Source organism: Quyinboa mangrovi (assembly GCF_042219825.1).
Classification (GTDB): domain Bacteria; phylum Bacteroidota; class Bacteroidia; order Bacteroidales; family UBA5342; genus JBHJHP01.
In genome coordinates this window covers 107,813-120,130 of record NZ_JBHJHQ010000001.1, presented here as the reverse complement: position 1 = coordinate 120,130, position 12,318 = coordinate 107,813, and the positions used below count along the sequence as shown (strand labels likewise).

General features: G+C 42.0%; 8 protein-coding genes. 5 read left to right on the top strand and 3 right to left on the bottom strand.

Features of this window, described 5'->3' with window-relative positions:
- Window positions 1–8: 8 nt before the first annotated feature.
- Window positions 9–1,022, bottom strand: coding sequence for a pirin family protein (locus ACE1ET_RS00520; RefSeq protein ID WP_375726395.1), 1,014 nt, complete (start codon window positions 1,020–1,022; stop codon window positions 9–11).
- Between the two features lie 225 nt (window positions 1,023–1,247).
- On the opposite strand from ACE1ET_RS00520, the gene ACE1ET_RS00515 reads away from it, so the two are divergent.
- Entirely contained in the window at window positions 1,248–2,210 is a 963-nt protein-coding gene (locus ACE1ET_RS00515; protein ID WP_375726394.1) for an endonuclease, read from the top strand.
- Between the two features lie 18 nt (window positions 2,211–2,228).
- Here the strand turns inward: ACE1ET_RS00515 and ACE1ET_RS00510 are convergent, their stop codons facing one another.
- Window positions 2,229–4,376, bottom strand: a complete 2,148-nt coding sequence (locus ACE1ET_RS00510; RefSeq protein ID WP_375726393.1) for a family 43 glycosylhydrolase — start codon at window positions 4,374–4,376, stop codon at window positions 2,229–2,231.
- Window positions 4,377–4,589: 213 nt separating this feature from the next.
- On the opposite strand from ACE1ET_RS00510, the gene ACE1ET_RS00505 reads away from it, so the two are divergent.
- Together ACE1ET_RS00505 and ACE1ET_RS00500 are read left to right on the top strand one after the other, a co-directional pair.
- Entirely contained in the window at window positions 4,590–5,603 is a 1,014-nt protein-coding gene (locus tag ACE1ET_RS00505) for an aldo/keto reductase (protein WP_375726392.1), read from the top strand.
- 181 nt (window positions 5,604–5,784) lie between these two features.
- Window positions 5,785–6,306 (top strand): hypothetical protein, encoded by a 522-nt coding sequence (locus ACE1ET_RS00500; protein WP_375726391.1) that lies wholly within the window; start codon window positions 5,785–5,787, stop codon window positions 6,304–6,306.
- 51 nt (window positions 6,307–6,357) lie between these two features.
- On the opposite strand, the gene ACE1ET_RS00495 is transcribed toward ACE1ET_RS00500, so the two are convergent.
- Window positions 6,358–9,126, bottom strand: coding sequence for a beta-L-arabinofuranosidase domain-containing protein (locus tag ACE1ET_RS00495; protein ID WP_375726390.1), 2,769 nt, complete (start codon window positions 9,124–9,126; stop codon window positions 6,358–6,360).
- Between the two features lie 248 nt (window positions 9,127–9,374).
- Between ACE1ET_RS00495 and ACE1ET_RS00490 the strand changes: the two genes are divergently transcribed.
- Together ACE1ET_RS00490 and ACE1ET_RS00485 are read left to right on the top strand one after the other, a co-directional pair.
- On the top strand, window positions 9,375–10,940 hold the full coding sequence (locus tag ACE1ET_RS00490; protein WP_375726389.1) for a rhamnogalacturonidase: 1,566 nt from the start codon (window positions 9,375–9,377) through the stop codon (window positions 10,938–10,940).
- Window positions 10,941–10,955: 15 nt separating this feature from the next.
- Window positions 10,956–12,317: a hypothetical protein gene (locus ACE1ET_RS00485; protein ID WP_375726388.1), complete on the top strand. Its 1,362-nt coding sequence runs from the start codon at window positions 10,956–10,958 to the stop codon at window positions 12,315–12,317.
- Window position 12,318 lies beyond the last annotated feature (1 nt).

Genomic DNA, 12,318 nt, shown 5'->3' with positions numbered 1-12,318 from the left:
CCTTCAGTTTATTTTACCTCCTCCCTACCATCCGCATAAATCGCAAAACGTCCTTTATCACGTGGATGAACCATTTCATAACTTCCCCACGGCCATCCGCCAAACTGTGTTTGTCGGTACTCGCTATAAGCCTGCCGGATTTCCGCTTCGTAGTTCATTACAAACGGACCATACTGTGCTACAGGCTCATTAATTGGTTTCCCTTGTAACAAAACCAAATAGGCTGTTTCTGAACCGTTCAAAACCTGAATTTCTTCATCTGCTTTAAGACTTACAGAATGATATGCTTTGATGTCTTCACCATCAATTTTCAGCGTTGAACCTTTGTAAAAAAACAGGTCCCTGTTTACGCTGGGAGATGTTTCCGGGATCTGCCATTCAGCTTCAGGATCCAACTTTATTAACCATACCGCCACATCATTTTCAGGATCAGCGGCCCAGGAATCCGGTGATGGTTTTAAGGCATCTGTTTCGTTTATCTTCCCTGCTATTACATTAATCTCAATCTGTTTATTTTTTGAATTTTTCAAATTAACCTTGGGAATATCTTCTGCCCAGAACATGGTGTAATACGGATCACACAGTTTGCTTTTCCGGGGCAAATTCAGCCATATCTGAAATAATTCCAACGGATTGTCTTCATTCCTGTTCAACAACGGGAACATTTCAGCATGCTGCAATCCTGAACCGGCAGTCATCCACTGCACGTCGCCATTGCCATAGCGGCAAGCCGCATTGGCGGAATCAGAATGATCGATAAAGCCTTTTAAAACAATGGTAATCGTTTCAAAACCCCTATGCGGATGTGCAGGAAATCCTGGAACCTTTTCGCCATGATACATCCGCCAGCCGTCCTTAACAGTAAAGTCGTTCCCGATGTTCCTTCCGGCAAGAGAAGCATCCGGTCCCATATGCTCATTGCCATGGGGATAATGATCATTATGATGAACACAAAATAAAAACGGATCGCGTGTTTCCCAGTTAAATCCCAAAGGTTTTATACTTTTAATTACATTGCTCATATTTCTGTTTTCTTTATCACTAATAACATAACAACCGGCATATATTGTTTAACCCGAAGGCATATAATAAACCTTAAAATGGCAAAATAGTGTTGAAGCCTACCTAAAACCAAGTGTTAATTAATCTGGTAATTAACTTAAAACCGTTACCTTTGGCTCTAACGGAAATCAGTTAATTACGAACCTGACTACACGTTTGGTTCAAACAGGTTTAAGGATATTATTATGAGGTATGTATTAGCTTTGTTGCTTTTTTCTTTGCAATGCACTATTCAGTTGGCACAAATTCCTTCAGGTTATTACAGCTCTGCTGAAGGAAAAACCGGAGAACAGTTAAAAACAGCGTTATACAACATTATCAAAGGTCATGTGGAATATCCTTATACAGCAAATACAACAGATACATGGGATATTTTAAAAGAGGCTGACCGGGATCCGGAAATCTCAGACAATGTAATCCTTATTTACACCGCCCGGAGTGTTAACGGACCGCAGGAATACAACAATGCACAGGGGTGGACCCGTGAACATGTATGGGCCAAATCACGTGGTGATTTTGGCACAGAAACAGGAACAGGAACGGATGCCCATAACCTTAAACCCTGCGACGTCAGCGTGAATTCTCTGCGCAGCAACCGCAGCTTTGCAGCTTCTGTGAATCCGGTAAATGACGATGGGGTGTTTACCGGCTGTTATATTGGCAATGACTTTACGTTTGAACCAAGGGACGCGGTAAAAGGTGATGTGGCCAGAATTATATTTTATATGGCAACACGATACGAAGGCGAAAATGGGGAACCTGATCTGGAGCCAATTGACGAAGTAATGTCATCCAGCGATAAAAGTCCGTTTCATGGTGTACTTTCTGATCTTTTGAGCTGGAATAGTGCTGATCCGGTAGATGCATTTGAGCAAAACAGGAACAACGTCATTTACAGCTATCAGCAGAACCGCAATCCGTTTATTGATCATCCTGAATGGGTAAATTCCATCTGGGGAACTGCAACAAACCTACAGAACAACAATCTGGTTCCGGAAGATGACAATATTGAAATCTTTGATCTTTCAGGAAGAAGTGTATACAAAGGAAAACGGAACCCGGGTTTTCGCAGCCAGCTCAAACCGAATTCCGTTTATATTATAAAAGACAGTTCAGGAACACATAAAATCATTATTCAGAACAAATAATGAGGTCCTGAACCAATTCTATTTTTCAATTTCTGCCAGGTTCCATACAAAACAGGCACCGCCTTTCCGGTCGGGTCGTGCACCTCTTGCATCGGCTGAACACAAACTGTTTGCGAACGGATCCACAAACAAATACCGGTTCGTGTACAATGACATCAGCATCAGATCACCTTTCAGCATATCGGTCCACTGAAACATGGATGCCTCACCTTTGTCTTCCGGTTCAACTCGAACTTCGGCCAGTCCTCCCAAACCTTTAACTGTAACAAAACCACCGGTTGCAACTGACTGAAGCGCAATTCTGCCCTGTCCGCGATCAAGCACCCTGAATTTTGCCAGGTCACCATTGGCAAAACGGCTGCCCTCCTCCACCGGACGCAGATGATTTCTCCAGTTCACCAACACAGAACCGTCAGCCAGACTGTTTAATGTAATCACCTCATCGTATGGAATTGGCCTTGTCAGACTCTGGCATCTGGGCTCTATAACCCTGAAGCTGTTGAAATCAGCATAACCGCCATCCTTCCCGCCTCTATTGAAGTTAAACAAGGCATACCGCACCCCCTGAAACGTTCGCAGCTGATACGGCATCAGAATTTCTCCTCCCAGATCTGTGAAGTTCTCCCCGTCAAGGCTGTAACTCAGTTTGCCCATATCGGTATCAAAATTACAGTACGCTCGGAACCATATCTTTTTAGCTTTTGTATCCACAGTCAGTGTTTTCTGCTCCTGCTGGTTATAAAACTGAATTTCACGAACCTTTCCTTTCTGAACCACACCAATCCAGGCATACGGCAGATTCAAAAGCGCCAGACCTGCAATGTCTCCATCTTTTAGTCCCTTTAAATCAAGTTCCGTTACGGCAAATGATTCCGGCCCGATGCCTCTCTGAGTCAAAGAATTTCTGGCATGCCAGAAAGTTTCAGCCGGAAGGGAATGAAGTCTCAGATAGCCCTTACGCTCTTTAAGTGACCATTTCGTATCCACCGGTACATGGTTCCATTGCCAGACATTTTTTAATATCGGCCCGCTGAAATCATCATCCCTCTCAAACGGGGCATGCGGTTCGGAAGTAAATCCTGTATTCGGCTTGATCCAGGTTCTTGGTGAACGGGTCAGGTTACCCGTCAGCCCAAAATACGGCCATCCATCCTGCCATGTAACAGGTGACAGGCCTATCACTCTTCCAATGGAATTATAGTCCAGCATGGACCATCCCCACCACTCACCTGATTGAATCTGTACTATTCCTCCCTGATGCATCGGAATGCACCCTACATAATTTTCAGGGAATCTCACAATGTCAAACGGAGGTCCCTGGCGTGTATTGAAAATACGCATGCGCTGACCTTCACCAAAATTTTCTTCAGCACTCATCACGTTTACCTCGTAGGGGCCATAAGGTTTATCTGCCCTCAAACAAACCTGGTAACACAGAGGATCATAATTGGTGTTGGTAATGTAATATTTTCCGTTGATTTTATAAATATGGCTTCCTTCCCCGGCACCACTTCCTGCCTCCACTATTACATGTTCGGTTCCGGGCACCACATCCATTAAATCATCTGTCAGTTGAACCATTTTCACTTCGTTATATCCCCATACCGCATAAATCTTTCCATCATCATCGAATAAAACGGTTACATCATGCAGGCGGGCATTCATGGTGCGTTGCTTCCATGGCCCCTTAGGATCAGCAGACGTAAAGATTTGTGTTCCATGGCCATTTACATTGGAGAATATGTAGAAGGTATCTTTATGGTATCTGAAACAAGGCGCCCAGATTCCCTGTCCGTAAAAATCACGTCCGCCTTCCAAACGCATTTCCGGCCCCATGTCTAAACGTTCCACTGCATAGCTCAACAATTCCCAGTTTACGAGATCCTTTGAATGCAATACAGGCAGTCCGGGCATGGTGTGCATGGTCGTCCCTGTCAGATAATAGTCGTCTCCCACGCGAATCATGTCCGGATCCGAAAACTCCTCATAGAATAAGGGATTTGTAAAAGTACCATTTCCATTATCGGCTGTCCAGGTACAATCAGGAACAGGTTCAACCGGATCAGTAGCTGTAGTTTTAACACTAAATAGTAACAGGATTATCATTAATATCCAGGTAGTTTTAAGGATACCAAATTTGCTTCCCGTAAAAAAATGAGGCTTCATATGTTTCATATTTTTATCGTTAATGTTGCAGGGCTATAAAGATAAGACTTTTTAGTGTTACACTTACACTTTATTGCATTTTTAGACCGATCCAAAACAATATAAATATTAAATTTTTGAACAAACTCCTGCCGGATAAGTTAAAATAAAGTCCTCCCTGTTTTAAACATTCATTTAACCAGACACCAAATATAAACACATAATAAACACGTTATGCAATACAACTTATTAGGAAACACGGGATTAAAAGTATCTGAATTATGTCTCGGCACCATGACATTTGGTGGAAAAGGCATGTGGACCGCTATCGGAACTCTTCCTCAGGATCAGGTAAATGTACTTATTAAACAAGCTGTAGAAGCTGGTATTAACTTTATTGATACCGCAAATGTGTACAGTGAAGGACTAAGTGAGCAAATGACCGGGAAAGCTATCCGGGAGTTGGGCCTCAATCGCGATGAACTGGTGATTGCCACCAAAGTCCGGGGTAAGATGGGTGACGGTCCAAATGACATTGGATTGAGCCGCAAACATATTCTGCAACAAGCAGATGAAAGCCTTGAGCGTTTACAGCTGGATTATATCGACTTGTATCAGATTCATGGATTTGATAGCTTAACGCCACTGGAAGAAACACTGGAAGCACTTGATCTGCTTGTGAAAAGTGGAAAAGTGCGTTATATCGGCTGCAGTAACCTTGCAGCGTGGCAAATCATGAAAGCCCTTGGAATTTCGGCTAAAGAGCATTTGAATAAATTTGTTTCGTTACAGGCATATTATACCATCGCCGGACGTGACCTGGAACGGGAAATTGTGCCCTTGCTTTTGGATCAGAAACTGGGATTAATGGTATGGAGTCCTCTTGCAGGTGGGTTATTAAGTGGTAAATACAACCGATCTATGGAAAACAGTGAAGGCCGCAGGGCTACTTTTGATTTTCCTCCGGTGAATAAAGAAAAGGCTTTCGATATCATCGACGTGATGAAACCCATTGCTGAATCTAAAAACGTATCGGTTGCTCAGATTGCACTGGCCTGGCTCCTGCACCAGCCTGCAGTAACTTCCGTAATTGTAGGGGCTAACAAACCAGAACAGCTCTCTGACAATATTAACGCTGTAAACGTCAAGTTGAGCGATGAAGAACTACAAAAGCTGGAAGAAGTCAGTCAACTGAATTTGGAATATCCGGGTTGGATGATTCATCGACAGGGGACAGATAGAAAATAGTAAAAGATCATAAGGAGTTGAAGCGTCATAGCTATATGGCGCTTTTTTTTTATATCTTTGAGGTAATCATTTGAATTACCTTATTATGAAAATGCCTGTAAAACCATTACAATTTATAATTCTGTATGTGTTCATTTCGTTTATTTTCTTCAGCTGTAAATCCAAACCTGAAAAAAATACAATGAGGTACACCGTAAATTCACATTATAAGTTCGATATCAGTCATTCTGATGGCATATGCTTTAAAAAGGAACTATTCATATCACATACCAATGGAACCTATTCGATTAATGCACTGAATGCCAATAACAGCCTGATCAGAGTTCGCAATGGGAAGGATTCCACAGCACATTACAACGATTCTAAATTAACAGGATATACGCTATCAAAATATACCTGCAAACTGGATTCTGTACATGAAACACGCATGAATAAAAGTACCGGTTATCGTTATTCTTTTGCTGCAAACGGACATTGTGAGTACAGTATTTTGAAGATTACTGAAAAAATGGATACGGTTCCTTATCAGATCAACATTATTTATACCGACACGCTATATTTAAATTGCCCGGAAAAACTTAAAAATGATCTGTTATCTGACGTTATTAACAAAGAATCTCAGAAGGCCGTTAAAAAACACATCTCAGAAATAATTGAAAATTTGCCGTTAAAAAAACCGGAATATTCCGTCCTGACGGATTAATACCACTGGGATGATCCGATATATTTATCCTGAATATTCAAATGCTTTGCACTATTTTTTAATAAATGTCCTTGTCTGAGTATAATTTTCTCCGGACAGGCAAATAAAATATGATCCGGAATCCAGATCACTCACATCAATCTCTGTAGATAAGTTCAAATGATCAAATTTATCACTTTTCAGCACCTTCCCTGCCATACCGGAAATATAAAAGCGGTCAAAACCGGTAGTTGATTTTACGAGAAAACTATCACCCGTTGGATTGGGGTAAATTGTTACGTAACCTTCGGTTTTTATATTCATTTCATTCAATGCTGTATAATCGGATGATACAGCTTTTACATCTTTAAAAATAATCGTCTGACCACTTGGATCAGATGTATTTGTACCACAATATTGTCTTAAACCGATTGCGCCATGTGAATACGTTGCATCATTAGCCACAATTTTGGGCTGCTCCATATCATCCACATAAAAATTTATACGTGAACCGTTGGTCACTGCACGAAGATGATATGCCGTTGATTTGTTTATCGTTCCGTCGATTATTTTAATGGCACTCCAACCATTGTTAGATTTGCCGAGAATAATTTTCCCATTGGTGCTTATACCTGCATAGTATCCTTTGTAAGTATCCACTCCGATAGCCGGATCAGATACCCTGAATATAACGCCAGCCTCTGTTTCATCATTTAAAATCATGACAGTCGCATCATAGGTAAAATCTGCAAAATCTGTATTCATAGCCACCGACTTAGCACCTTTCAAGTTGTAGGACTCGGCGTAATACATGCCGTCTTGGGGCTGCCATCCACCGGCAAAATTTACCCATTTATTCGGTTCTCTAGACTGAAAATCATCCTGAAAAATATCAGATATAGCAGATTCCGGCTTACCAATTACCGGGAAATACGTGACCCTTATACGTTCTGAACCAAAAGGAATCAACGTTACTTCCTCTTCCTGTGCGTCTGAACTTACAGGACTGTAAGGTGGTTCAGCCGCATGTACTCCCCATTGGGTCAGACCCCATGATGGAATTTGTCTGGCTTTTACTTTTAGTTGAACCGGAGTTGAATCCTGTGCAAAAGGATTCTCTGGCATTTCTTTTTGTTCAACTGTCAAAGAATTTTCCGGATGATCCCGGTCAATGATCAATCCATAATTCCAGGCATTTTCTCCATATACTTCATATTCACTAAAATCCTTACCAGAGAAGGAATGTGCGTTTTTGACCATACGATTTTCCTTCAATTTAAGAGAAAAGACCAGGGGGCCTCTTTCAATGCCTACAGAATTATTGACCCAGGTTGATGTTTTAAGCTTCATGGGCAGGTTCAGAACCACTATATCGCTATCCTTCCAGGTTCTGCTAATTGTTTTATAGGCTCCGGGAATAACATCGGATAATACTTCATCGTTCACTTTAATTTCGGGATTATCACACCAGGCTGGAATTCTAAGCTGAAGCGGAAACGCAACATCCCTCGCAGTTTTAACCGTAAATATTATCTGTTCTTCAAACGGATAATTGGTTGATTCCGTAATAATTACATCTTTACCATCAGAAACTTTAGCTGTTACAACAGTTGGAGCATATGCCGTTGCTGCCAGTCCGTTATCAGCCGTTGCCATCCATGCATATTGTGCATATTTGGGCCATCCAAAATGCATGTTAAACCGGCAACACGGATAACCGGAATAGGGTCCCGGTAATACTGCATTATCATAATCCTGTCCGAAACCGTTACCTCCTTGTTTGCTTTGAACCTGGTTCGGTAAGGTATAATACTGCAACTGATGAATATCCTCAGTAAAAGCAGCCGGTAACTGGTTAAACGCTATTTTTTCAAGTTCATCGCCTATCGCAGCATCGCCCAGAATACGGGTGGCTATTTCGTTACAATACATGCGCTCAACAGTTGCACACAACTCAACGCCCTGAATGGAAGAATTACCGGATAAGAACTCCGTGCACGAATTCATTCCGGTTATTTGCGTATGATACGGCGCCAGGTTTTCAATACCTTTTAAAAACGCATCCCTGTCCGATTCGGTTCCGGATCGTTGATAAAAGACAGGTGCATATTTGTAAGCCTCTGCCACATTTACGCCATGCTTGGGATAAAAATTAGAGTGGTACTGGGTTAAGAATGTATTCTTCGAAAAAATTGAGGCGTAGTTGAATGTTTGTGTCCGTATTTTATCGGCAAGATCCAGTAAAAAAGAATCGCCTGTCCGGTTATACAACCAGAATATGACCTCCACGTTATCCGCCGCCCTGGTTTTTCCCCAATCTCTAAGTGGTCTGGAACTTAATGTATTGAGCTGGTACTGAAAATAATTCGTCAGAAACGGAATAACTCTGTCATCAGTCGTAGCGCTATAATAATCCATGAGTGCAATAATCATTGGCATCCTTGGCCACCAGTCATCATTGCTGGCAGGACCAAAACTACCATCTTCTTTCTGGCTGTTAAGCGCCCAGTCAATCCATTTTTGCGCCTGTGTTTTTAATTCCGGATCATTTAACACATAAGCCAGATCAACCAGGCCACGTACATAATATGTTGGCCTTTCCCAATCTGATTCAGGGGCATCACCCCCCAACCATGCTGCATTGCTCCCCAATTCACTGTAAATTTCCTCTGAGTACCCCGTTAAACCTGTTTTCTGATTTTCCAGTTGCGTCTTCAACCAGCCTTCAGCTTTAATGCTACCAAGAGGCAAATCTGTAAATGGTGTACTTATTAACGGCACTTTATTGGAAACATAATTTGTATTCTGAGCCGAAACAGAAATGGTTACAATAAGAATCATCAGCACCATAATTAAAATAAGGTGGGTTGTATCTCGTGATTTTAAAACCATAATCTTACAGATTTATATTATTTACTTTCATTATAAAATAATAAAGTTTAACCGGAAACATTACTCATTTAACAAATCACTTTTCTTCCATAAACAACCTTTTATTTTGGCCTTTCATACCCATTCATTTTTTGTAGCTTTGAAGGTGAAAACACAAAACTGAAATGTTATTTACAGTACTAATCAGAAAAAGCCTTATGAATTTTCTCAAAATGTGTACATCCACATACTCTGCGGTCGCATTAATAGTTTTACTTTCTATTTTTTCCGGGCACCTTTATGCAGAAAATAATACCGGAGTTTACAATGTTTGTGACTTTGGGGCAACTGCGAACGGCAAAACCGTCGATTCAGATGCCATAAACCGGGCCATACATGCGGCAAATAAAGCCGGAGGCGGCACCATTGTTTTTCCTGCCGGAGATTACCTCAGCTATTCCTTACGGTTAAAAAGTAACATTTCCATTTATCTGAGCCAGGGTGCTACCATTGTTGCAGCCGAGCCAACAGGTAGCAGCGGTTATGATCCTCCTGAAGAAGGCCCGGGGAACAGGTATCAGGACTATGGACACAGCCACTGGCATAACAGTCTTATCTGGGGAGAAGATCTTGAAAATATTTCCATTACAGGTCCCGGAATGATCCATGGAAAAGGCTTGAAACGCTCACGTCCATACCGTTTTCCCCACGCAAACAAAGCCATTGCTTTGAAAAACTGTCGCAATGTAATTTTAAAGGATTTTACCGTTTTAATGGGCGGACATTTTGGAATTCTGGCAACTGGTGTGGATAACATGACGATTGATAATCTTAAAATGGATACCAACCGTGATGGTATAGATGTGGACTGTTGCCGGAATGTCCGTATTTCAAACTGCAGCATAAACTCGCCATGGGATGATGCCATTTGTCTGAAAAGTTCCTATGCGCTTGGATACGCCAGAGCTACGGAAAATGTTACCATAACAAACTGTCAGGTATCGGGTTATGACCGCGGAACGTTTCTGAACGGGACATATCAGAAAAAGGAAGCACATCTGGTTCCTGATCATGAAGGGCCGACAGGACGCATTAAATTCGGCACTGAATCCAATGGAGGGTTTAAAAATATTACCATTTCTAACTGTGTATTTGATTATTGCAGGGGACTGGCTCTTGAAACAGTCGATGGCGGATTACTGGAAGATGTAACAATTTCAAATATTACCATGAGAAATACCATCAACTCCCCCATTTTCTTACGTTTGGGAGCACGTATGAGGGGACCGGATAACACGCCTGTTGGAAAACTGCGGCGGATCAATATCAGCAATGTTGTGATATATAATGCAGACTCCCGTTTTTCCTGTCTTATCACAGGTATTCCGGATCACCACATAGAAGATGTCACACTCAGTAACATAAATATATGGTACAAACCATTGGATTCTGAATCTGTTATAATTCCGGAGAATGTTCCCGAAATGGCTGATGGCTATCCCGAGCCACAAAAATTCGGATTAATTCCATCCTATGGTTTCTTCATAAGGCATGCTAAAAATGTAAAAATGCATAATATAAATATATACCTCACAGGCAACGAAAAACGTCCGGCCATCTTGCTTGACGATGTTCATGGTTTATATCTGACAAACTCTGAATTTCAACAACCTGAAAACGGTGAGAGTATGCATATTATGCATTCTGCCAATATTAAAATAAAAGGTTGTGAAAACATGCAGGACACAGAGTTAGAACAAATTGAAAATAAAATCATTAAATAACACAACAGGTTAATTATGAAAGTTAATACTATATTCAGAATTACATTGTACCTTGGTTTCACTTTTGTGTTTTCTACATTAAGTACTGAAGCACAGATTGGTACACGTTTCCCGTCAGAAAAAAAGACTATTACAGATCCCGTTACAGGGGTAAAACTCGCATTCCTGACCAGCACCCCCATGGGCGACTCCAAGATTTACCAGACACATAACCAGTGGACATCTGATGGCAAATGGCTAATATTCAGATCGAATCGTGTAAGAGGAGAAGCCATGGCTGTTAATGAAGAAACAGGCGACATTGTTCAGATTACGGAAGGCGGTTTCATCGGCATGCTGAATGTAGCACGTAAATCCATGAAGTTGTATTACATGCATCCTTCAGATAAAGAAAGGCGACGCAACCGAGCTATCCAGGTCATTGAAGTGGATCTGAAAAAACTTTTCAGTGACAGTGAAGCGGGATCTTTAAAGGGTGCAGATGCCTACCAGAGAGTTTGCGGAACCATTCCTGCAGAATATGGTGCCGGCGGTGATATGACCCTGGATGGCGATGAAGAACAGGTTTGGTTCAGGGTAGGTAAAACCATGGCCGGCAAACACCTGCCAGACAGTGTTAAAATTGAACCGGATTTCGGACCCCGGCATATGGGTTCCGGTCCAGGTGGTATTGCAGGAATGAATTTAAAAACCGGTGAAATATCCTATGTGATTTCTGTACCATTCCAGATTGGACATATACAATCGAATCCCTGGGTTCCGGGTCAGATTGTATTTTGCTGGGAAACCGGAGGGAAATCGCCACAACGTACATGGATTGTTAATGCAGACGGAAGCGGACTCAGGCCCTTATATCCTGAATCACCCTACGAATGGGTGACGCATGAAGCTGTCATTACACCCGATGAGGTGGCTTTTGCAATTATGGGTCACCGTAAAATACCCGGAACGAATGACACAGCTAAACCCGGCACAGGGGTAAAAGGCAGTAATCCCGGTCAGGAAACAGAATGGGGACCATGCGGAACACGTGAAAAACCGACGGGATTAGGTATTGTAAATATCAATACGCGCGAAATGACCATAGCCGGACAAATCCCCTACGGAAGCGGATTCTGGCACGTAAGTGGATCACCCGACAAACGGTTTGTTGTGGGAGATAATTTCAACCGTGATATCTACCTGATCAACAGGGATACTCACCAGATGCGATTGTTGTCAACGGGTCATAAACCAACAGCATCTGATCATCCTCACCCCACCTTCAGCCCGGATGGCACCAGGGTAGAAATTCAGTCTGCAATGTTGTCTGAGGATAACAAATCCATGAATATTTGTGTTATCTATATACCGGAAGCCTGGTTAGAGGAGAAATAAG

Bases quoted from the DNA above. Each gene is read 5' to 3' on its own strand.
- ACE1ET_RS00520 (WP_375726395.1), bottom strand. From the start codon at position 1,022: ATGAGCAATGTAATTAAAAGTATAAAACCTTTGGGATTTAACTGGGAA.
- ACE1ET_RS00515 (WP_375726394.1), top strand. From the start codon at position 1,248: ATGAGGTATGTATTAGCTTTGTTGCTTTTTTCTTTGCAATGCACTATT.
- ACE1ET_RS00510 (WP_375726393.1), bottom strand. From the start codon at position 4,376: ATGAAGCCTCATTTTTTTACGGGAAGCAAATTTGGTATCCTTAAAACT.
- ACE1ET_RS00505 (WP_375726392.1), top strand. From the start codon at position 4,590: ATGCAATACAACTTATTAGGAAACACGGGATTAAAAGTATCTGAATTA.
- ACE1ET_RS00500 (WP_375726391.1), top strand. From the start codon at position 5,785: ATGAGGTACACCGTAAATTCACATTATAAGTTCGATATCAGTCATTCT.
- ACE1ET_RS00495 (WP_375726390.1), bottom strand. From the start codon at position 9,126: ATGATTCTTATTGTAACCATTTCTGTTTCGGCTCAGAATACAAATTAT.
- ACE1ET_RS00490 (WP_375726389.1), top strand. From the start codon at position 9,375: ATGAATTTTCTCAAAATGTGTACATCCACATACTCTGCGGTCGCATTA.
- ACE1ET_RS00485 (WP_375726388.1), top strand. From the start codon at position 10,956: ATGAAAGTTAATACTATATTCAGAATTACATTGTACCTTGGTTTCACT.